The organism is Leptospirillum ferrooxidans C2-3 (assembly GCF_000284315.1).
Taxonomy (GTDB): Bacteria; Nitrospirota; Leptospirillia; order Leptospirillales; family Leptospirillaceae; genus Leptospirillum; species Leptospirillum ferrooxidans.
Window position 1 is genome coordinate 50,271 of the sequence record NC_017094.1, and the last position, 20,649, is coordinate 70,919.

At 50.1% G+C, this 20,649-nt stretch carries 22 protein-coding genes; 15 read left to right on the forward strand and 7 right to left on the reverse strand.

Annotation, left to right across the window (positions count from 1 at the left end; genetic code table 11):
* Window positions 1-18: 18 nt before the first annotated feature.
* The 5 genes from porA to LFE_RS00230 form a co-directional block, all read right to left on the reverse strand.
* On the reverse strand, window positions 19-1,227 hold the full coding sequence (gene porA / locus LFE_RS00210) for a pyruvate synthase (protein ID WP_014448268.1): 1,209 nt from the start codon (window positions 1,225-1,227) through the stop codon (window positions 19-21).
* A complete protein-coding gene (locus tag LFE_RS00215) occupies window positions 1,220-1,834 on the reverse strand; it encodes a 2-oxoacid:acceptor oxidoreductase family protein (RefSeq protein WP_014448269.1) in 615 nt (204 codons plus the stop codon). The genes porA and LFE_RS00215 overlap by 8 nt, the downstream gene beginning before the upstream one ends.
* A 150-nt stretch (window positions 1,835-1,984) precedes the next feature.
* Window positions 1,985-2,959: a bifunctional enoyl-CoA hydratase/phosphate acetyltransferase gene (locus LFE_RS00220; protein ID WP_014448270.1), complete on the reverse strand. Its 975-nt coding sequence runs from the start codon at window positions 2,957-2,959 to the stop codon at window positions 1,985-1,987.
* The gene (tpiA, locus tag LFE_RS00225) at window positions 2,959-3,756 is read right to left on the reverse strand and encodes a triose-phosphate isomerase (RefSeq protein ID WP_014448271.1); all 798 of its coding nucleotides are present in this window, start codon (window positions 3,754-3,756) and stop codon (window positions 2,959-2,961) included. Before tpiA ends, LFE_RS00220 begins: the two co-directional genes overlap by 1 nt.
* Before the next feature lie 44 nt (window positions 3,757-3,800).
* Window positions 3,801-4,205 (reverse strand): DUF6941 family protein, encoded by a 405-nt coding sequence (locus LFE_RS00230; protein ID WP_014448272.1) that lies wholly within the window; start codon window positions 4,203-4,205, stop codon window positions 3,801-3,803.
* A 336-nt stretch (window positions 4,206-4,541) separates the two neighbouring features.
* Here LFE_RS00230 and pyrE point away from each other — a divergent pair, with 336 nt between their 5' ends.
* The 10 genes from pyrE to LFE_RS00275 all read left to right on the forward strand — a co-directional run bounded on the left by pyrE (window position 4,542) and on the right by LFE_RS00275 (window position 15,283).
* On the forward strand, window positions 4,542-5,177 hold the full coding sequence (gene pyrE / locus LFE_RS00235; protein WP_148272492.1) for an orotate phosphoribosyltransferase: 636 nt from the start codon (window positions 4,542-4,544) through the stop codon (window positions 5,175-5,177).
* Window positions 5,178-5,422: 245 nt separating this feature from the next.
* Window positions 5,423-5,575 carry a hypothetical protein gene (locus LFE_RS14195; protein WP_014448275.1) on the forward strand — a complete coding sequence of 51 codons (153 nt, stop codon included), beginning with the start codon at window positions 5,423-5,425 and terminating at the stop codon, window positions 5,573-5,575.
* Between the two features lie 225 nt (window positions 5,576-5,800).
* Window positions 5,801-8,158 (forward strand): penicillin-binding protein 1A, encoded by a 2,358-nt coding sequence (locus LFE_RS00240; RefSeq protein ID WP_014448276.1) that lies wholly within the window; start codon window positions 5,801-5,803, stop codon window positions 8,156-8,158.
* Window positions 8,159-8,268: 110 nt separating this feature from the next.
* Window positions 8,269-9,291 (forward strand): type I glyceraldehyde-3-phosphate dehydrogenase, encoded by a 1,023-nt coding sequence (gap, locus tag LFE_RS00245; protein ID WP_014448277.1) that lies wholly within the window; start codon window positions 8,269-8,271, stop codon window positions 9,289-9,291.
* Window positions 9,288-10,493, forward strand: coding sequence for a phosphoglycerate kinase (locus LFE_RS00250; RefSeq protein WP_014448278.1), 1,206 nt, complete (start codon window positions 9,288-9,290; stop codon window positions 10,491-10,493). Before gap ends, LFE_RS00250 begins: the two co-directional genes overlap by 4 nt.
* A 44-nt stretch (window positions 10,494-10,537) precedes the next feature.
* Window positions 10,538-10,876, forward strand: coding sequence for a preprotein translocase subunit SecG (gene secG / locus LFE_RS00255; RefSeq protein WP_407080999.1), 339 nt, complete (start codon window positions 10,538-10,540; stop codon window positions 10,874-10,876).
* A 92-nt stretch (window positions 10,877-10,968) separates the two neighbouring features.
* Entirely contained in the window at window positions 10,969-12,618 is a 1,650-nt protein-coding gene (locus tag LFE_RS00260) for an ABC transporter substrate-binding protein (protein ID WP_232502535.1), read from the forward strand.
* Window positions 12,615-13,583: an ABC transporter permease gene (locus tag LFE_RS00265; RefSeq protein ID WP_014448281.1), complete on the forward strand. Its 969-nt coding sequence runs from the start codon at window positions 12,615-12,617 to the stop codon at window positions 13,581-13,583. Before LFE_RS00260 ends, LFE_RS00265 begins: the two co-directional genes overlap by 4 nt.
* 53 nt (window positions 13,584-13,636) lie before the next feature.
* Complete coding sequence (locus tag LFE_RS00270) at window positions 13,637-14,593, forward strand: ABC transporter permease (RefSeq protein ID WP_232502536.1); 957 nt, start codon at window positions 13,637-13,639, stop codon at window positions 14,591-14,593.
* A 12-nt stretch (window positions 14,594-14,605) separates the two neighbouring features.
* Window positions 14,606-15,283, forward strand: coding sequence for an HAD family hydrolase (locus LFE_RS00275; protein WP_014448283.1), 678 nt, complete (start codon window positions 14,606-14,608; stop codon window positions 15,281-15,283).
* On the opposite strand, the gene LFE_RS00280 is transcribed toward LFE_RS00275, so the two are convergent.
* Complete coding sequence (locus LFE_RS00280; RefSeq protein WP_014448284.1) at window positions 15,225-15,740, reverse strand: DUF4149 domain-containing protein; 516 nt, start codon at window positions 15,738-15,740, stop codon at window positions 15,225-15,227. The two genes, LFE_RS00275 and LFE_RS00280, sit on opposite strands and share 59 nt — an antisense overlap.
* 650 nt (window positions 15,741-16,390) lie before the next feature.
* A complete protein-coding gene (locus LFE_RS00285; RefSeq protein ID WP_014448285.1) occupies window positions 16,391-17,740 on the reverse strand; it encodes an IS1380-like element ISLefe1 family transposase in 1,350 nt (449 codons plus the stop codon).
* Window positions 17,741-18,048: 308 nt separating this feature from the next.
* On the opposite strand from LFE_RS00285, the gene LFE_RS00290 reads away from it, so the two are divergent.
* The 5 genes from LFE_RS00290 to LFE_RS00310 all read left to right on the forward strand — a co-directional run bounded on the left by LFE_RS00290 (window position 18,049) and on the right by LFE_RS00310 (window position 20,620).
* The gene (locus LFE_RS00290; RefSeq protein WP_232502578.1) at window positions 18,049-18,396 is read left to right on the forward strand and encodes an AtpZ/AtpI family protein; all 348 of its coding nucleotides are present in this window, start codon (window positions 18,049-18,051) and stop codon (window positions 18,394-18,396) included.
* Window positions 18,397-18,478: 82 nt separating this feature from the next.
* Window positions 18,479-19,213 carry a F0F1 ATP synthase subunit A gene (locus LFE_RS00295; RefSeq protein WP_014448287.1) on the forward strand — a complete coding sequence of 245 codons (735 nt, stop codon included), beginning with the start codon at window positions 18,479-18,481 and terminating at the stop codon, window positions 19,211-19,213.
* Window positions 19,214-19,246: 33 nt separating this feature from the next.
* Window positions 19,247-19,477, forward strand: a complete 231-nt coding sequence (gene atpE / locus LFE_RS00300) for an ATP synthase F0 subunit C (RefSeq protein WP_014448288.1) — start codon at window positions 19,247-19,249, stop codon at window positions 19,475-19,477.
* A gap of 67 nt (window positions 19,478-19,544) precedes the next feature.
* Window positions 19,545-20,060, forward strand: coding sequence for a F0F1 ATP synthase subunit B (gene atpF, locus LFE_RS00305; RefSeq protein ID WP_014448289.1), 516 nt, complete (start codon window positions 19,545-19,547; stop codon window positions 20,058-20,060).
* Window positions 20,057-20,620 carry a F0F1 ATP synthase subunit delta gene (locus tag LFE_RS00310; protein WP_014448290.1) on the forward strand — a complete coding sequence of 188 codons (564 nt, stop codon included), beginning with the start codon at window positions 20,057-20,059 and terminating at the stop codon, window positions 20,618-20,620. The genes atpF and LFE_RS00310 overlap by 4 nt, the downstream gene beginning before the upstream one ends.
* The last annotated feature ends 29 nt before the right edge of the window (window positions 20,621-20,649 follow it).

Below are 20,649 nucleotides of genomic sequence, written 5' to 3' on the forward strand. Positions count from 1 at the left end.
GATCGTCCTCTGTCTTTCTTATCGTTCTTCGGAGGTGTTTGTTCTGTTGAGTGGAGAGAGCTCCCGGGTGATCCGGGAAGGCTCCAGATCCGCAAAGAGAAATTCCGGAGCATCAGTTTTTTTGGAAAGGTCTACCAGTTGCCGGAGAAGGGACATGGGTAAGTCTCTTCCTCCAAGTCCGACAACGGCATTGATGATTCTGGGAGCATCTTTTTGGCCAAAAAGGGCCGATCGGACCTCCATTCCGACAATCCCTGCGCCACCTCCGGGGGAGATGGATCGATCAAGAACAATCAATGTCCTGAGTCCATGAACCGCTTCCTGAAGCTCTTTTTGGGGAAACGGGCGAAAAGAGCGCAGTTTTAAAAGGCGGATGTCTTCTTTTCCTTCATGGGAAGACAGGGCGTCCGTAAGTGTTCCGAAAACGGATCCCATAAGGAGAATGCCAGTTCGGCCATTTCTATTTCCGGTCACAGAAAGGAGCGCTCCTGAACGGCGTCCGGTCAGGTGAAAATAGATCTCATCTGTCTCCTTGATGACTGTGAGGGCCTTTTCAAAATCCTGATGATTGATATAACGGGCTTCGGTATAAAAGTCTGGAGAAACAATCGTTCCGACCATAATGGGAGATTGGGAATCCAGTGTCCGTCGAAAATGAAACGGGGGAAGGAACGTGTCGATCTGTCCCTGATCAGGGAGGTCGACCGGCTCGAGAGTATGGGTCAGTGTATATCCGTCAACACAGACCATGACCGGAATCTCCGTTTTTTCAGAGATCAGGAAGGCCTGAATGGTTGTATCCACCGCTTCCTGATTATTGGCGCAATAGAGCTGGATCCATCCGGCGTCACGAACGGACATTGAATCCTGATGGTCATTCCAGATGGAAAGAGGGGCAGAGACGGCACGGTTTGCGACGGTCAGTACGGTGGGGATCCGGAGGCCGGCAGTGTTGTAGAGAACCTCCGTCATCAGAAGGATTCCCTGAGAGGCGCTTGCGGTGTAGGAACGGGAACCGGCAGCCGAAGCGCCCATGACGACAGATGCTGCGGAAAATTCACTTTCCACGCTGATATATTGTGCGGAAAGGATGCCGTTCGCGATCATTCTTGAAATTGCCTCCACAATATGGGTTTGGGGAGTGATCGGGTAAGCTGCGACGACCTGTGGGCGACACAGGGCCACCGCCCTGGCAATGGCCTGGGATCCTTCAAGAGCTTCAAGCATGGGCTTGGCGTCTGGTTTCAGGGTGTGAATCCATCCATGAGCCTTCCTTGACCTGGTTTGATCCCTCCCGGACCATCTTCATGTTGGCGTCAAGAACCGGTCCGTTGAATCTTTTGGCAAGAGCCTTCTCGAGAGAGGATTGCGAAATGATCTGTGTGAGGGAAAGAAAGGCTGAAACAAGAACGGTGTTGGGAATGGATTTTCCGAGATGAGCGAGTGAGATCTCCGTTGCTCCAACAAGCTCCATTCTGGAGTCTTCCTGAAAGGAGAGTCCTCTTTCCAAAAATTGTTTTTGAATTTCAGGACGTGATTTTCTGGAGTTGACGAAAATCCCTCCGGAAGTGGCCAGTCCGCTCAGGGTTTCGGGAAGAAAAATCAGGGATTCATCGAGAATGATGAGATAATCAGGGGAAAGAACCTGACAATGGCGGGCAAATGGGGTTTCATGGATCCGGACAAAGGCACTGATCGGCGCCCCACGTCTTTCTGCACCAAAGCTGGGAAAAGCCTGGGCATAAAGTCCGCTTTCAAAAGCGGCCAACGCGAGAAGATAGGCCGCTGAAACGCTTCCTTGCCCTCCCCTTCCATGTATCCGGATCTCAACCATGGCCGGTTCCCTCTCGGGATGACTTTTTTCCAGATGTGATCAAGGAGCCTCCCATCAAAAAAGAAGATCAGAAAGAAAGGATTCGTTTCTAAAGATTACGCCCGGCTTGTTGGAGTTGCAACGGGAGGGTTTTTGGAGTGTTGGGACTTCCTATCGGTTGTCGATTTTTTTTCTGGCCAATCGGTCATGGGCCAAAACAGCAATCGCCGTTGAGAGAAGTCTTGATCGTGGAGGGTCAGAGCGGGATGTCAGCATGAGCGGAACAGAGTGGCCAGAAACAACAACTCCCGCCAGTGTTGCTCCGGCAAAATATTCCAGATTTTTTGCCAGGATGTTGCCCGATACGAGATCGGGAACGACAAGGATATCCGCTATGCCGGCAACGGGGCTTTTGATCCCTTTTTCCGCCGAAGATTCTGTCGAGATGGCATTGTCGAAAGCGAGAGGACCATCGATGACGGCTCCACGGATCTGTCCCCTTTCGGACATTTTGGCAAGACATGCGGCATCAAGAGTGGACGGAATCGATGGATTGACGGTCTCTGTGGCAGAAAGGATCGCCACATGCGGTATTTGGACTCCCATGAGGCGTGCGAAATCGATTGCGTTTTGGGTGATGGACATCTTGGTTGAAAGATCCGGAGCGATATTGACTGCTGCATCCGTAATAAAAAGAAGCTTCGGATAGGATGGAAGCTCTGCCAAAAAAATATGGGAAAGTCTTCCCGGAAGGGGAACTTTTTTGAGAAAGGCGTGTAATAAGGTATCCGTGTGAATATGGCCTTTAAGAAGAGCCTGGACATCTCCATCAAAAAACAGGGAAGCCGCTTTATCTGCCGACTCCCGATCGGAAGCTGTTTCGATGATCTCGATGGGAACGGGTGAAGGGTTTTTGGAAAAAAAGTCATTGATGACCGATGGATTTCCCAAAAGAACAGGACGTATGAAATCTTCCCTTACAGCCTCCAGGACACCTTCAAGGACGAGTGGATCCGAGGCGTTGACGACTGCGACCCTGAGAGGGGGAGCCTTTTTCGCTTCCTCAAGGATCGAAAGAAAACTTGTGGGACGGGCAATCATTTTGGAGGAGTTGGAATTGTCATCCTTTCCTTGAGCGGGAGCCATCAGTGTGCTCTCTTGCTCAGGGAGCCTTCCTTGATGACAGAAGCGATTTTCTGGGCAGAATGCAGAAGTGATTTTGGATCCAGCCAGGAACTTCCCACGAGGAATCCGGATAATTTGTCACAGGCGGATATTTCAACAATATTGTCTGAGGTAATGGATCCTCCATAAAGAAACTTGGGTCGTTCTGGCCAAGTGAACCCATCAAATCCGAATGCGGTGACTTCACAGACATCTGTCGCTCCGGCAACGATACCGGAGCCAATGGCCCAGATCGGTTCATAGGCGAGGAAAAGGGCTGTATAGACGCCATCTTCACGAAGCAGGTTCGCCCTGTCGGCAACCGGTTGCAACTGGGTTTTGATGACATCGAATGCCCTTCCGGATTTTCTGTCTGCGCTGGATTCTCCAAAACAGATGATTGGCATCAGACCGGCCCTCAGACAGAGGTCTGTCTTGTCGCAAACATCCTCATCGGTTTCTCCAAAAAACCGTCTGCGCTCTGAATGTCCCAGTATGACCCCGCTGACTCCGATATCCAGAAGATTGGGAACGCCGATCTCCCCTGTAAAGGCACCGGACGTTCTTGTTGAGACGTCCTGTGCTACAACCCGGATAGGGAGTTCTTTTTCCCGGATCGACCTGACAAGATGATCGAGGTAGACGCTGGAAGGAGCGAGGGCGATTTCGATCCCCGCTTCTTCCAGTGCCGGCCAGATAGGGGAAGCTGACAGGACATCAAGGTAGTCGTTGATCTGGGCCCGAGTCATGTTCATTTTCCAGTTTGCGACAAGAAGCATTTCAACTCCTTATGTTGTATTTCTTTTTAGGGTGGGTTCATTGGTTAAAAAAGCTTGACATCGAACGAGCTCGTGAATTTGACCGGATGATCGGAAATATCCAGGACCATGCTGTATTGTCCTTCTTTTGTAATGGAAATTCCGGTAAACTTGATTAGGTTTGGAACACGTCCCGGGGCAAACTGGATCTGGCCGTTCAGGACGGGAGCTGCCATTCTTCCTGTATCCAGATGCTCAATTCTGGCCTGAAACGTTCGGGTCTCGGTAAGATCTGTATCGAGAAGCTGAAAAAATGTCAGGGAAGGAATGGAAAGAGGAAGTCCTCTGACTCCGATGATCGGAATCGGGTTTGCCGGATTCGGGGTATAAAGACCAATCAGTATGAGTTTGTTGGTGTTTTCGATGCGGATGTCATCGCACATGAGGGTACAGACTTCGTTGATAAACATGAATGGGAATCCTGTTTTTGGCGGTAAGGCTCTCCGCTTGGTTTGTGTTCCGGTGACAGATTCCTCCGGTGTTTTGAATTTCTTCATCATATCTGATTTTTCATTGGATTCCTTCCCCCTTCTCCATGGAATCAGATGAATCCTCCCCTAAAATGTTTTGAAAAAAGTGGATTGATTGACTTTGATTCCCCTTTTTCGATACAACAACCCTCTAAATGTTTTTTGGCAAGTTATGCAGTTTAGAGCAGTCAGGGAGTTCCTGAGTCATAGGACCCTTCCTGTCATAGTCGCTTTGGGTATAGTCGCTTATCTTTAAAATATTGGAATGGCTTATCATTGGCAGACCTCCGTATTTCTCCAAGGAATCAAAATCCTCAGGATCGTTCACGCACGAATCAGATTGATCGTCAGGAGCTTTTCCGGATTCTGTACGAGCGATCTTTTTTGTATCGACCGGAAAATCCATTTGTTCTCTCATCAGGAAAGGTCAGCCCTGTCTATCTTGACGGGAAAAAGACGACCCTGGGCCATCCTCGCGCCCAGTTTCTGATTGGATCGATTCTCTTTGATCTGATAGAGCCTCTTCATCCGGATGGAGTGGGAGGACTGACTCTTGGTGCTGATCCGATCAGTGTTGCTGTTTCTCTGGTGAGTGGACTCCACCAGTGCCCGATTCCGTCTTTCGTTGTCAGAAAAGAACAGAAGGATCACGGGACAAAAAGTCCGATTGAGGGGGATCTCCCGAAGTCCGGCAGGGTGGTGGTGGTGGAAGATGTCGTAACGACTGGCGGCTCGGGGATGAAGGCCGTTCAGGCCTGCCAAAAAGGGGGATTTGAGGTGTTAAAGGTCATTTCCCTTGTCGACCGTGAAGAAGGGGGGCGTGAACTGTTCGAGTCCGCTGGCATTCCCTTCCAGGCCCTTTTTACCCTGAGACAGTTCATCGATTATGATGGTGAGGTTCGAGGCCGTTAGCTTGAGAAGCGTTCGGATTTTTCCACATCTCTTTCCCTAATTTTTGGGGTTTTTCCGCTGAGTTTTTCAGGGCGTTGATTTTTACTTGAAATCATTGGTATCGTATCCGGTAGGGGAAAGGATCCTCTGGTCTTCTTTTGTTTGGATCTGTTTCGGGTCCAGTCGAAGGATGGACAAAAAGTCGGCCGACTTTTTGGCAGTTTTTTGGAAGTCAATCATCAATCAGAGCGGAAGGAGAATTGGCCATGGCTCACGGAATGTTGGCAAATTACAAATTTGGAACCTTCACACCGCATCCCGATTTCAACGCGAATGTAACGCTTTTTGTTATTTTCGTTGTCCTTACAGGCGCGGCAGCGTTGGTGTCCTTCACCATTGTCAAGTCGTTCGAGAAGTAGGAATTTTTTTCAAAAAAGGCTGATTCAGCCCAGAGGCGAATTCTGAAAACGTTTTCTCCTGATGCTGTTTCCGCCGGTTTTCTTTTTGCCATCATAGATGTCTGATCCCATAGGGGGCGGGATGTCCGTAAGATCGGATATTTCGCCCCTTATTTTTTTAGGATTTCCCACCCAAAAAGTGAGACCAGAAAATATGCCCCAAACACTCTGGATACGAAACAGACAATGAAAAAAAAGGTTTTCTGGTTTTTTCTGGTAATCCTGTCACTTTTGATTGTGGCGTCGGCAGGGGCAGGCTGGATCTTCATGAAGAAGATTGAAGCCGGTGTTCCGTCCGTCGCTTTTCTGAAAAGCTTTGTCCCTGTCACCACGAGTCGGATTTATGACAGGAATGGAAAGCATATCGGGAGTTTCTATCGGGAACGCCGGGAATATCTCCCGCTCAAGAATATTCCTCCGCTTGTGATCCGGGCGGTTCTTGCCGTTGAGGATGCTCATTTTTATGAGCACGGAGCGTTGGCTTATGGGTCGATTATTCGTGCGGCTGTTTCTGATGTTTTGGCAGGCTATCTTCGGGAAGGTGCGAGTACCATTACACAGCAGCTGGCCCGAAATATTTTTCTGAATCATAAAAAAAATCTGACCAGAAAGCTGCGGGAAGCCATCCTGTCTTACCGGATAGAACGTGTGTTGACCAAGGATGAGATCCTGGAACTTTATCTGAACCAGATTTATTTTGGGGAGGGGGCTTATGGGGTTCAGGCGGCTTCACAGGCTTTTTTTGGCAAGGACATCCATGCGTTGACATTGCCGGAAGCGGCCCTGATGGCAGGTTTGATCCGCTCTCCTGTGGAATTTTCCCCATATGCCCATCCGGGTGCCAGCAAGAGGCGCCAGCTTGTCGCACTGGAGCGAATGGAAAAGGTCGGGTACATCACTCATGAAGAGATGAAAAAAGCTTATGGCCAGCCACTCGTTTTTCGTCAAAGGATCCAGTCCAAAAATCCCAACGCCTATTTTCTTGAATATCTCAGAAGACGCCTTGAAATGACGATGAGTGCCACCCAGTTATACGGGGGTGGTTTGCGAATCTTTACTTCTCTCGATAGCCGAATACAGGATATTGCCCTCCATGCTCTCCGGAATGGTCTCCGAACGATAGACCGGAGAAAGGGGTTCCGCGGAGCGGTCCGCCACCTTTCTTCCCGGGAATTGCGTGAAGTGGAAAGGGAAACGGTTCCGCTTTCCACGGCGGAAAAAGGAGCATTCTCACTCGGTGGAAGAGAAGAAGTGACGATCAATTCTGTTGGGGAGAGAGGCGCCTTTTTTTCATGGGAAGGACATCCGGGCTTCATTCCGAAAGCAAAAATGTTGTGGGCAGCCAAAGTTCTGAAGGGTCCTGATTTTGACCATGATGTGAAAGTCCTTTCTCCTTTTTCTCCGGTGGATATTCTTAAACCCGGTGATGTTGTCATGGCCCATTTGACAGGATGGATCCCGGTCAGAAAGGGATGGGGGATTTTGGCCTCTCTTGATCAGGTGCCTCTGATCCAGGGGTGTGTGGTTGCAATTGATCCAAAAACCGGCGGAATCCTTGCCATGGTGGGAGGGTACAGCTTTGGACGTTCCAAGTTCAATCGGGTTTCCCAGGCCATCCGGCAGCCGGGTTCATCCTTTAAGATGATCGATTATGGCTCTGCTCTTGAGCATGGTTTCACACCTTCCTCAATCCTTCATGATGAACCGATTGTTTTTGCCGATCGGGCTCATCATCGGGTCTGGAGGCCCAAAGACTACGAACATGATTTTCTGGGCCCGATTCCCATGAGGAAAGCCCTGGCCGAATCCATCAATCTGGCGACCATCAGAATGGTCAGGCGCATCGGAGTCGGAAATGTCATTGCTTTTGGACGACGTCTCGGGATCACAACTCCATTGAGCCATGATCTTTCCCTGGCTCTTGGATCGTCAGGTGTCCGTCCCATTGAGCTCACGGCGGCGTATTCGGTTATTGCCAATAGTGGAATCCGGGAGCCTGTCTATTCGATCCGAAGGGTTGTCAATTTTCGGAAAACAACCGTTTTTGAGCATATTCCGTCACCCACGAAGGTTTATGATCCTGCTTACGACTACATGCTGACATCAATGCTGCAAAGTGTTATTTCCGAAGGGACCGGAAGGGATGCACTTGTTCTTCCACGTCTTCTGGCAGGAAAAACGGGAACGACCAATGATTTCAAGGACGCTTGGTTTATCGGTTTTTCTCCTGATATTGCAGTTGGTGTCTATGTCGGTATGGATGATCACCGCTCGATGGGCAGGGGAGAGTTTGGCGCACATGCCGCCCTTCCCATCTGGATTGATATCATGAAAGGGGCATTGCCCCTTTTGCCGAATACTCCATTTACCGTTCCGGATGATATCGTCAATGTTCGCATCAATCCGGATACGGGAAGAAGAGCTCCAGAGAACAGTACGCATTTTGTCACTGAGATTTTTCGAAAAGGGGAGCTGCCTCCTCGTGAGGGAACATCGGAAAAACATCCTGATGCTGAGTTCTATAACCTTCAGGGAGCACCCTGAAGTGGATATTGGAGTGCAGACGATCGGGTTGTGTTGAAAGAGACGATGGGAACAGACATAATTCAGGGGATATCTTTATCCACCAGCATGTTTTTAGAAAGGAATAATGGATGAGCATCAGAATCGGGATCAACGGATTCGGGCGTATTGGACGCCTCGCGTTCCGGGCATTTCTTGAAAATAGCGTAAGTCCTTCCGGAGAACGCTATGAGATAGTGGCGGTCAATGACCTGACCGATTCCGCCCACCTGGCCCACCTTCTGAAATATGATTCTGTGCACGGGATCTTGCCCCACGATGTGGGTGCCGAAGGGGATGATCTGCTGGTTGATGGTCATCGTGTGAGAGTATTCCGGGAAGCTGATCCGGCTAAGATTGCCTGGTCGACAATGGATGTCCAATTGGTCATTGAGAGTACAGGACGCTTTGAGGACAAGGAGAAAGCCTCCCTTCACCTTAATGGAACGGTCAGAAAGGTCATTATTTCCGCTCCTTCGCCCAACCCTGACTGCACGATTGTTCTGGGAGTCAATGAATCGATTTACGACTCGAAGCTCCACTCGGTCATTTCGAACGCTTCCTGCACCACCAACTGCCTTGCTCCCGTGACAAAAGTGCTTGAGGATGCTCTGGGAATTGAAAAAGGTTTCATGACGACCGTACATTCCTATACGAATGACCAGAAGCTTCTTGATTTGCCGCACAAGGATCTGAGACGAGCCAGAGCTGCAGGAGTCTCGATGGTTCCCACAACGACGGGAGCGGCCAAGGCCATTGGACTGGTTTTGCCGGATTTGAAAGGACGTCTTGATGGAATGTCCATCAGGGTCCCCACTCCGGACGTTTCTTTAAATGATCTGACCATTATTGTAAAGAGGGATACAACGATCGAAGAGGTCAACGGACTGTTCCGCGATGCGGCCAAAGGCGCGATGAAAGGGATTCTCGCCTATTCGGATCTTCCTCTGGTTTCGGTGGATTATTTGGGGAACAGCCACTCCTCGATTGTTGATGGTCTCTCGACAAAGGTCATTGACAAACGGATGGTCAAGGTCCTCGCCTGGTATGACAATGAGTGGGGATATTCCTGTCGGGTACGCGATCTGGTTTTCTATGTGGGAGGGACCCTTTGATTCCATCAAAAATTGCGGTTGACGACATCGATGTCCGGGGAAAAAAAGTATTTCTTCGGGCAGACTTCAATGTGCCTCTTGATGCGGATCTTCATATTACCGATGATCGCAGGATCCGGCTTTCTCTCCCCACGATCAACTATCTGATCGATGAGGGAGCAAAAATCATCATTGGCTCCCATCTGGGCAGGCCAGATGGACATGTTAATCCCCGCTACAGCATGACTCCTGTTGCCAAAAGGCTATCAAGGCTTCTGGGGAAGGATGTGATCTTTAACGGAGAGGTTGTCGGAAGTCAGGTTGCCCGTGAGGTGGAAAAGATGGTTCCCGGAGATGTTTTTCTTCTGGAGAATCTTCGATTCAATCCTGGGGAAGAAGGAAATGATCCGGCCTTTGCCCAGAAACTTGCGGATCTTTGTGACGTTTACATCAATGACGCTTTTGGAACGGCTCACAGGGCCCATGCATCCGTGACCGGTGTGGCCGGGAGAGTTTCTCTCGCCGCCATCGGTTTTTTGATGAAAAAGGAAGTCACGTATTTGCAGGGTGCCATTTCTGCTCCAACCCGTCCATTTGTTGCGGTTCTGGGTGGTGGCAAGGTTTCAGGGAAGCTCGGTGTTATCGCGAACCTTCAAAAAAAGGTGGACAAGTTCATCATTGGCGGTGGCATGGCCTTTTCTTTTTTCAAAGCCATGGGTCTTGAGATTGGAAATTCTTTAGTGGAAGATGACCTTCTGCATATTCCCAAACAGATGATCGAAGATTCGAAAAAAGGTGGTTTCAAGCTGTATCTTCCTGTTGATTGTGTCGTGGCCGAATCCATGGATCCCCAGGCACCGACAAAGATTGTTCCCTATCAGGAAATTCCGAAGGGTTGGACCGCTCTCGATATTGGTCCTGCATCAGTCCGTCTTTTTGCCGAGGTTCTTGAAAATGCCAAGACCATTCTATGGAATGGTCCAATGGGCGTTTTTGAGATCGATGCCTATTCTCGCGGGACCTATGCAATGGCTCATGCCGTCGCCAATTCCTATGCCCTGACGGTTGTTGGTGGCGGAGATACCGCCCTTGCCGTTTACCGTGCCGGGGAAGCAGACAATATGACCTTCATTTCCACAGGTGGCGGAGCGGCGCTTGAGCTTCTTGAAGGAAAAGAATTGCCAGGTTTGTCGGTCATTCACGATCGGGATGGTCTGGATTGACCGAAAAACGGTTTCATCCCATTTTTAAGGCTATTTGAAAGGAAATGAGCGTGACAATCTTCATAACATTTATTCATGTTGTAACTTGCATCCTGATTATTGCAGCGGTTCTTCTCCAGTCCGGAAAAGGAGCGGAAACCGGAGTAATGATCGGTGGTTCGAGCCAGACTCTTTTTGGTGCCAGGGGCGCCTCTTCATTTTTGGCTAAAATGACTGTGGTTCTGGCAACTTTGTTTATGGTGACTTCATTGACACTCTCGCTGATTCATCAAAGCCCTGTGGGGTCTTCGATCATGCTCGACGAACCGATGAAAGCCTTGCCGGCAGCTCCTGTGACGCCAAATGCCACTTCAGGCACTGCTCAGGCTCCAGCTAAAAAGTGATCGTGTTTTGGCCGTCTTCCTTTAAAAGGACGGCTTTTGTCTTCTTGATGGCCATACTCCTTGCGGGCTGTTCGCGGGGGGCGGTGGCCTCATTGAAGCTAGCTCCAAGAGATCCTGTGACAGGTGGACATCTTTCGATGGATATCCTGTCGGACCCAAAGACATTCAATCCAGCCCTTGCCTCTGAAACTTCAAGCACCCAGATTCTTGGATACCTGTTTCGTGGATTGACTCGTGAATCCCCGGAAGATGGCTCCATCAAACCTGATCTCGCAACCAGTTGGCAAATCAGCCAAGGAGGAAAAAGGGTCACCTTTTTTCTGGCCAGAAATCTCAAATGGTCAGATGGTGCCCCTCTTGATGGTCGGGATGTTCTGTTTACCTATCAGGATGTCTACAATAACCCCAAAGTGGCAACACCGATCAGAAGTCTTTTGACGGTCGCAGGAAAGCCCATTCATGTTTCCCTGAAAGACAACTATACAGTGGTTTTTGAGACTGCAGTTCCTTTTGCTCCACTTCTCGAAGAGCTGGGAGCGGAGATCTTGCCCCGACATGTTCTTGCTCCGGCTGTTTCTTCGGGAACCTTTAACGAGTCTTGGTCCATTCGGGAAAACCCCCGGCACATTGTGGGCTCAGGTCCTTTCATGATGACCCGTTATGTCCCTGGTCAGATTGTTTCTCTGGAGGTCAATCCGCATTATACTCCCCCTCCCGGGCTTAAGCCTTCTCCAGGTTGCCCTCTTCCGTGTCTTCGTTCCATTGACTTGCGCATTGTGGGAGATGCAAACAGCCAACTGGTCCGATTTTTGGCAGGAAAAGGAGATCTCTACGGCGTGAGTCCCAGTGAGATGTCTTTGTTGAAGCCGGCAGCAAAACGGGCAGCTTTTACCCTTTTTACACGGGGACCGGGGCTTTCGGAATCATTTTTGACCTTTAACCAGAATCCAAGATCTCCTGTGGCCTCTTACAAGCGGGCTTGGTTCATGTCGAGAAAATTCCGCGAAGCCATTGCCTGGTCCATTGACCGAAAAGCGATGATTTCCATCGTTGAAAACGGGATGGGTGAGCCCATATATGGACCTGTTTCACCATCTGTCAAAGCGTTTTACCATCAGACATACCCCGTCTACAGACACGATCCGGAAAAAGCCCGATCTCTTTTGAGGGAAGCTGGCTTCCTGCTAAAAAAGAGGAGGCTTTTTGACTCATCTGGACATGCCGTTGAAATTGTTCTTCTGACGAATGTGGAAAGTCCGCAGAGAATGTTGATGGCCCAGATTGTGCAATCCAATCTGAGGGAAGTCGGGATCAAGGTCCGGGTTGTTGGCCTACAGTTCAATATGCTGGCGACAAATGTAATGACCTCCTTCAACTGGGAGATGCTTCTTTTCGGTCTCACAGGGGTAACCGATCCTCATGGCGATGCCGCGGTATGGAAGTCATCCGGGTTTCTGCATCTCTGGAATCCCAGGGAAAAAAAGCCACAGGAAGCATGGGAGGCACAGATTGATAGCCTTTTTGAAGAAGGTTCACTCGAGATGGATCCCGAAAAACGGAAAAAAATCTACGACCAATGGCAGGATATTGCCCATCATGAGCTTCCGATGGTGGACCTTGTGACCCCTGACGGCATTACAGCTGTGAGAAAAACACTTGGAGGGATCAGACCATCCCCCCTGGGAGGAGTTGTTCCGCATATTACACAAGTGTATCAAAAAGCAAGGATTGTCCATTCATGATCAGAAATATCCTGATCCGACTCCTCAATCTGATTCCGGTTTTGGTCGGAATCTCCTTTCTTTCATTTTTATTGATGAGGTTGTCCCCTGGAGACTTTCTGTCCCAAATGTCCCTGAATCCCCAGGTCTCTCCCGAAATTATCGCCAAGCTTCGCTCCCTGTATGGGCTGGATCAGCCCTTGCCAATCCAATATGTGAAGTGGGTAGAAGCTCTGGCTCGGGGGGAGTTCGGCTATTCCTTCTCGTATCATGTCAAAGTGAGCGATCTGATCTTATCGAGGGTTCCGAATACACTTCTTCTGGCGATCACTTCAGTCTTACTCTCCTGGGGGCTTGCGATTCCCCTTGCCATTCGTGGTGCGATGCGTCCGAACGGATTCCTTGACCGGACTCTGACCGGATTTTCCTATCTGAGCATTGCAATTCCCTCTTTTTTCCTCGCCATTCTTGGTGTTCTTCTGGCTGGTGAGACTGGATGGTTTCCGATCGGAGGGGCTTCCAGTCCTGGTGTCCTGGGAAGCTCGTCCTGGACGATTTTTGTTGACAGGATTCATCATTTGATCTTGCCTGCATTCACTCTGGCTATTGGATCAATAGGGGTTCTATACCGTTTGATGAAGTCTTCAGTCATGGAGGTGATGGGGAAGCCATGGATGACCGCTGCCCGGGCCCGAGGTCTTTCTCCAGCATTGCTCCGACGACGTTACCTGTTCCGAAACGCCATTAACCCCTTGATTACCATCTTTGGATTTGAGCTCGGAGGATTATTGTCCGGTGCAGCCTTTACGGAAATGGTTTATGGCTGGCCGGGAATGGGAAGACTGATGCTTCATGCTGTCATGAGTCAGGATCTGTATCTGGTGATGGGTGGGATCATGACCGGTGCAGTGATGTTGCTTGTGGGGAATATGATTGCCGACACCTGTCTCTGGTTCCTTGATCCCAGGGTGAGAGAGGAACATTGATGGGTAGGTTGGGAAGGTTCCTGAATAAAGGGGGGTGGGCAGGAAAGATTCTGTTGGGTTTATTTGTTGTATCTCTTTTTGGAGAATTTTTTGTTCCGTATGGGTATAACAATGTTCGCTTCGACTTGTCCTATGCGCCTGCCATTTACCCAAGAGTCACAGCGTCCGGGATTGTTGTTCCCATTCTGGAGCAGGTTGATCCCATCACCCGGACCTATCGAATTGTTCCTGGAAAAGAATCCAGTGTGCATTTTTTTTGTAAGGGGGATCGGTATCGATTGCTGGGAGTTTTTCCTTCAGAGCTTCATTTGATCTGTGTTGATGCCCCTGGCCGGATCTCATTTTTAGGATCAGATGCCTTGGGCCGTGACCTTTTTTCCCGTTTGATTGTTGGGATGCGACTTTCGTTTCTTCTTTCTCTTTTTGGAGTTGCGATTTCTTTTGTGGTCGGCGTCACTGCCGGATTGATAGCCGGCTATCGTGGTGGTTGGGTCGATGCTGTGATCATGAGAACCGGAGAGGTCTTCATGGCGATCCCGTCACTCTACCTTTTGATGGGTTTCCGGGCACTGTTTCCCCCGGGGATTCCGTCGGGAGAGGCAGCCATTGTCATCACCGGAGCATTGGCTCTGGTCGGTTGGGCCAGTCTTGCAAGGGTCATCAGGGGAGTGACGATGTCGTTGGTCAAGGAGGATTATGTCCTCGCTGCAAAGTCCTCCGGAGCCCGTCCCCTGGACATTTTTTTAAAACATCTATTGCCGAACATGTCTCCCTATCTGGTTGTTGCTGTGACATTGTCTGTTCCAGGATTTATCGTTGGTGAGGCTGGGCTCAGCTTTCTTGGTCTGGGGATTTCTCCACCCCACCCCAGTCTGGGGAACATGCTGGCGGATGCGCAAAGCCTTACTGTGATCAGAACCGCCCCATGGCTTTTGATGGCAGGATTTCTTGTTGTGGTTTTGGTGATGATGTTTAACCGCCTGGGTGATCATATCCGGGAAAGTGATTGAAGGGATTCTCAAATGGTTCGTGACAAGGTTTCCCCAGAGTTGATCCTCTGGGATCTGGACGGCACTCTTGTTGATTCGAGTGCAGATCTCGTAAGGGCGACGAACGAGGCAATGAGAACATTGGGATATCCCGATGTGGATCAGGCGCATTTTGCCCGTATGGTAGGAAATGGAGTTCGTTATCTTGTGAGTGCGGCGTTGCCACCAGAGTCAAGAGAGAGAGAGCAGGAAAAGGCTATTGAGATTTTCATGGAATATTATCGCGGGCATATTGCCGATAAAACCCGGTATTTTGAGGGAATCCCTGATTTATTGGCCGAATTGCCCGTGGATCATGTCATTGTTTCAAACAAAAGGGAGGAGCTTTGCAGACTTCTAGTAGACAAACTGGAGTCTGGATCCTGGTTTAAAGAGATTGTTGGAGGGGATACTTTTGTCAATCGAAAACCCCACCCACAACCAATATTGGAGATGGTCAAACGTTTTTCTGTTGACCCTTCCAGAGTTGTGATGATAGGAGACAGCATTCTGGATATAGAATCGGGACTCAAGGCGGGAGTTCAGACAATTGGTGTGACGTGGGGATTTGGGGATCCACTTGAAAACAGTGAGATCAACCCTGATCATGTCTTCAGGAATGTGTCTGGGATGGCGAGTTTTCTGAAGCAATCCTGTCTCGGGAGGGTCTGAATGAAAAGGCCAATGGGAGACAAAGCGTTAAAAACATCACAAGTGAAACGCTGTTCAGAATGACAGAGAGCTCATGAATCTTGTCAAAATGAGCTTTTTCCGCAAGGTCTGCCGGATGGGCAAGCCAGCGGGTTCGTGAAACAATTGCCTCAGGTCCCAGAACTCCAGCCAAAAGACCATTTATTACTGAGATAAAAAACCAGGATCCGATTGTGATCTTGGCAAATGGCTGTTTTCTGTCGGCCATAAGGAAAGAGAGAGCCAGCTCCACGAGGCTTAGGATAAAAAGAAGATGAAAATAGGGTGGAAAGAGAACGCCTGTGGCCTCAGCTGCCTTGGGGATGCCCAGATGGGTAAAGAGGAGAGGTGCTACAAATAGGGCAAGGAACAGTGTCGCCCCGGTCAGGAAAATAAGAATGTAGGAGTAAAACCCCCTAAGTAGTCGTTGATAGAGCATATGGTCATGGTAGGCATAGAAAGGGAGAAGGTCAAGAGGTATGGAGTTCTTGGGATGGATGGAGAGAAAGTCTTGGGGGAAGAGAGAATGGAGAACAGTATATTCAGGTTAAGTTGATAGGTCGAGTTTATCCGGTTCGGTAAAAGCTTTTTGGATGTCCATTGGAAACGTTTTTCTCCAAAGTAGGGATCCCATGGCGGAAAACGCTCTGGGAAAGTGCTCCTTGTGGTTCCGATGATCTCTTATGGGTCCGTTTCCGTTTTAACCTTATCCTTCCCTGTTAGTTGAAATCACGCCTTTTTATTCTCATGGACCACTGTGAGTCGATTCTTCTGAAATCCTCCTTTCTGAACTTCATGAAAGCAGGTAGTCCTTGGGCTGTTAAAGATGGCCATATTCTGTTCTCGCTACAACTCCCTACCCAAAAACCGAAATTGATTTTAAAACCGGCCCTCGCAAGAGGGGTAAAGAGAGGGAGCCTTCATTTTTGAAGGGAAGGATTCCCCACCGCATCCCGATCTAATGGCCAGAAGAGGGAAAACCGGGGTCGTTTTCGGCTTTTTCCGGGTTTTCCCCTCTCTTTTGGACGCAGGTTCCCCTCCGTTCCGGTCGGGTGCGTTTTCAGGGAGGCGTGGAGGAAGAGGGAAGTCTTACGGACTTCCTTCCCGGCACCAGAGCCGCCAGCACCTCTCCCGAAAGCTCCGAAAGGGGGCCAGAACATCCTCCGCCACCTTGAGAACGAGAACGCCCGCATGACGCACCACTTTCCCGGCCATCTGATAGATCTGCCATCGGACCGTCTGGACCTGGGCCCGCTTGAAGCTCTCGTCCAGAATCTGTCCCCGGAACAGGAGAAAGAGGTTGTAGGCCAGCACTCCGATCCGGAAAAAGATCCCGTTGGCTTTCGTGTCTCCACTGGGCATCCGCTCCATCCCGAACCCGATCTTCAGCTCCTTGATCCGGTTCTCGGAATCCTCTCCCCGCTGCTTGTACCAGGCCACGACCCATTCGGGGATCTCCTTGTGGCTGGTGGCCAGGACCTTGTATCGGACATCGGGAGAAGCCTCTTTTTCTCCTTCCTCCTCCATTCCCGGCAAAGGGGTCTGCACCCGCCGGCGCACCACGATGAGCCGGAAGGCGTTGTGGGTTTTGTTCATCGTGTGCACCGTCTCGGCGATATGACCGTCCTGATAGGGCCTCCAGTCGCTCTCGGGGATCCTTCCGATCGCCGCCCGCACCGCCACATCCAGATCGGCTCCGATCACGAACCGGATTCCCCGCTCCTGGCAGAAATTGATGACGGAGGCCTGGTACGACGCGCTGTCCGCCCGAAACCGGGCGATCCGGATCCCTGCCGGAAGACGCCGGAGGCAGTCCTTCAGAAACGGAACATGGTCCGCTCCCGGAGAGACGTTCCCCTCCCGAAATTCTTCGTGTATCACCATCCCGGAGAGTTCCTTCACGTGCCCCACCAGAGGCATGTACCCCTTCTCCCCCTTGTAGGTCCACAGGGCTTCGGCCTTTTCCGCCACGATCTGGCTGGCATCGATGTCGAGGGTCACCTCCCGGACCCAAGACAGGCCGGCCTTCTTCCGCCTCTTCCGAAGTGCCTTGCCCAGAACCGACAGAACCCGGGCGATGACCGACTCCAGTGCCGACAACCCGGTGTCGGAAGCCCCCATCCGCCGGAGCCACCGGCCGAACGCGTCCGTCGACGGCACCTCTCCGATACCAAGAAGCCCCAACAGTCCCTTGTCCTGGGCGATCATCCGAAGGTCACAAAGGCTCCTTCCTCCGCCTTGCAGCATCAGCAACAGGGGGACCACATAGGACGAGGCTCTGTACCCCGCTCCGCTTCCGGGCTTCCCGAAGGCCCGGTCAATCTTCTTCTTCAGTCCGAGAGACTGAAGAAACTCCCCAAACAGAACCAGCCCCGCCTGAGAGGTGATCGTGTCGTCGGTCGATTCGAGTTTGAATGGAAGAACGGTTTGTCGTACCATGAAGTCGCCCCTTTCGTTTCACCCTTCGGGTGGGTAAATGGTTGTCTTTGACAACATCCATTTTACCAGAAACGACAAGGGGTTTCTTGTTTTTTTCCTCACTTTTTCTCTTTCAATCGCGGTTCTTGGGTCCCTACAGCAGTATTGAAAAAAAATAAAAAATTTGATCTAATCAAAAGGATTTTTGTTCGTGATTTAACGGAAGGCCTTGAGAACCCGTCTGCAGTCTTCAGATTGAATCAATCGTTCACGGGCGCGGTGCGGCTCCCCTAAGTTTTTATCTTTCTCCGGATTGATTTGTCTCATTGGTGAAATGGTATGTTCTGGATCTTCCAGGATATGTTCCGGGGGGCATTGGTATGGGGCCGATGCTTGTTGTTCGGGTTGGTTTAGAGCTTCTGGTTGCAATTTTCATGGGTGCTCTGGCGGGCTTTTGGCTGGACAAGGAGACGGGCCGGGCCTTTTTTCCCATGTTTTCTCTTTTGGGTTTTCTTCTTGGAAGTTCCGGTGGGATGTTGCTCGTTTACCAGACGATGAAGCTGCCGGGAAAAGCCAAATTGAAGGAAGAAAAAGGGGAAGATCCAGTTTACGACAAACATCCATTGCCGGAAAAAGAGGCCAAGAAGTCTCCAGGCGATGGTGAAAAGCTCCTGTAGACATGGAAATCCTCATATGGCATCTGTAATGGGACGGATTTCTTTGTGGCAGGAATCATTTGAATAGAAAGATGGAGTATAAGTGAACGGAAATCCCCTTGAGGAATTTTTTCTTCACCCAATCTTAAAGATGCACATGCTTGGTTTTGATATATCGATCACTCAGGCTGTGATGGCCATGTGGGTCATTATAGGCGTTGCGATCGTTATTGCGTCAATCCTTCAATCGGGTGCTTCCATTGTGCCTGGAAAGCTGCAGAGCCTTGTTGAAATGCTTTACGAGACGATGGTCAAGGTGGTGGATGAAAACATTGGTGAAGAGAAAAGAAAAACCTATCTTCCCTGGATTTTGTCCCTGTTCCTCTTTGTATTCCTCGGAAACTTCATCGGACTAGTCCCCGGATCGTTTACGATTACGAGCGAGCTCCTGATCACGGGGATGCTGGCTTTGGGTGTTTATCTGGTCAGTCTTGTTGTCGGATTTGCCACACATGGAGTCAAGTTTCTGTCCATATTGGTTCCGGAGGGCGTCCCCGGCTGGATGTTGCCATTGATCATTCCGATTGAAATCATCTCCCAGCTGGCTCGACCCCTGTCTTTGGCTGTTCGTCTTTTTGCCAATATGACGGCTGGTCATACGATTCTTTTTGTCCTTTTTTCACTGACGGGGGCGCTGGCCATCTACTTGAAATGGCTGCCGTTCTCAATATCCGTGGTCCTCTACCTACTTGAGGTCCTGGTCGCCTTTATTCAGGCGTATATTTTTGCCATCCTGTCGGCGGTCTATCTGGGACAGGCTGTCAAACTCAACCACTGAAATACCCGATAAACGGAAAACGGAGGAATTGTAATGGATGTTCATGCTGCTGCTTTGATTGGTATGGGTGCTGCCGCAATTGGTGTGGCCGGATCAGGTGCTGGAATCGGCTATATCTTCGGAAAGATGATCGAGGCAGTTGCCCGCCAGCCAGAGGCTGAGGCTAGGGTGTCAAAATACATGTGGCTGGGGTTTGCTTTGTCAGAAGCCGTTGCCCTTTATGCCCTTGTTATTGCGTTCATCATCATGGGTCTCCGTTCTTAGGTCGGAAAACCGGGGTTGGATCATCCTGACGATTATGTCGGGATGATCCCGATGGAAGGGAGCAAAAGTGCCTCAGTTTGATCAGACTTTTTTTTCATCACTGACTTTCTGGTCAGTGCTTTCTTTTATCTTGATGCTGTTGATTGTCCGACGTTATCTTTTGCCTTCCCTGACGAAAGTTCTGGATGAGCGGCGTCGAAAGGTAATGGGCGATATTGAGGCAGCAGAAAAAGCGCGCAAGGAATCTGAGCGTCTTCTGGAAGAGCACCGCCAACTTCTTGCCCAGGCAAAGGGACAGGCTGATGCCATCTTGCATCAGGCAGAAGAAATGGCGCGGGTGATTCGCGAAGAAAAGCAGAGAGAAACTCTTGTTGAAGTCGATAATCGGTTGAAAAAAGCCGAGGCCCAAATCAAGAGCGATATAGAGCGCGTCCGAAATGAACTCAAGAAAGAAACGGTCTCCCTTGTAGTCAGGGGTGTTGAGAGCGTTCTTGAGGAAAGCCTTTCTGAGTCCCAGAAAATGATGTTTATCAACAGGGCAATCCGGGCCGTTGATACCCGGGAACCAAAGAAGGTCGGATGAACAGGCGATCGAGATCCCGTGAAGGGACAAAAGTTCTCCTGAATATGCTCCGGTCCCGGATAGGACTTGACGAAGCTACTTTTGAACGCTATTCCGATTTTTTGAAGGGGCTTTGTGACATTCGTCATAATCGGATTGTCAGATCAGTGAGTATGAATGGTTCTATTCCGCTGGTTGAAAAGCTGGCGTTTTTTTCCCGCTTGCCTGATGCTTCTTCTCTGGAAACGGATGAAGGTTTGCGAAACAGTCTGGTCCTTATCATTTTGTTTGATTTGTGGTCTAGTTTGCCAAAGATTCTATCAAGCATGAGGGATGATTATTTTGCGCGCTCGGGACAGGTTGAGGTATTGATCCATTCAGCCGGCGTCCTTTCAGAGGCAGAGCAAAAAAATGTACTGGATCGTCTTAGGGATCAGCTGGGTGGAAAAAGCGTCAGGCCGGTATGGTCGGTTGAGCCGGACCTGAAGGCGGGACTTGTGCTGAGAATGGGAACCCAGGTATGGGATGGGAGCCTGAAAGGGCGCCTGGCAAGAATGGAAATGGACCTTCTTCAGGCGTAAGCCGGGGATGAACGGGGAGATGATAAAGC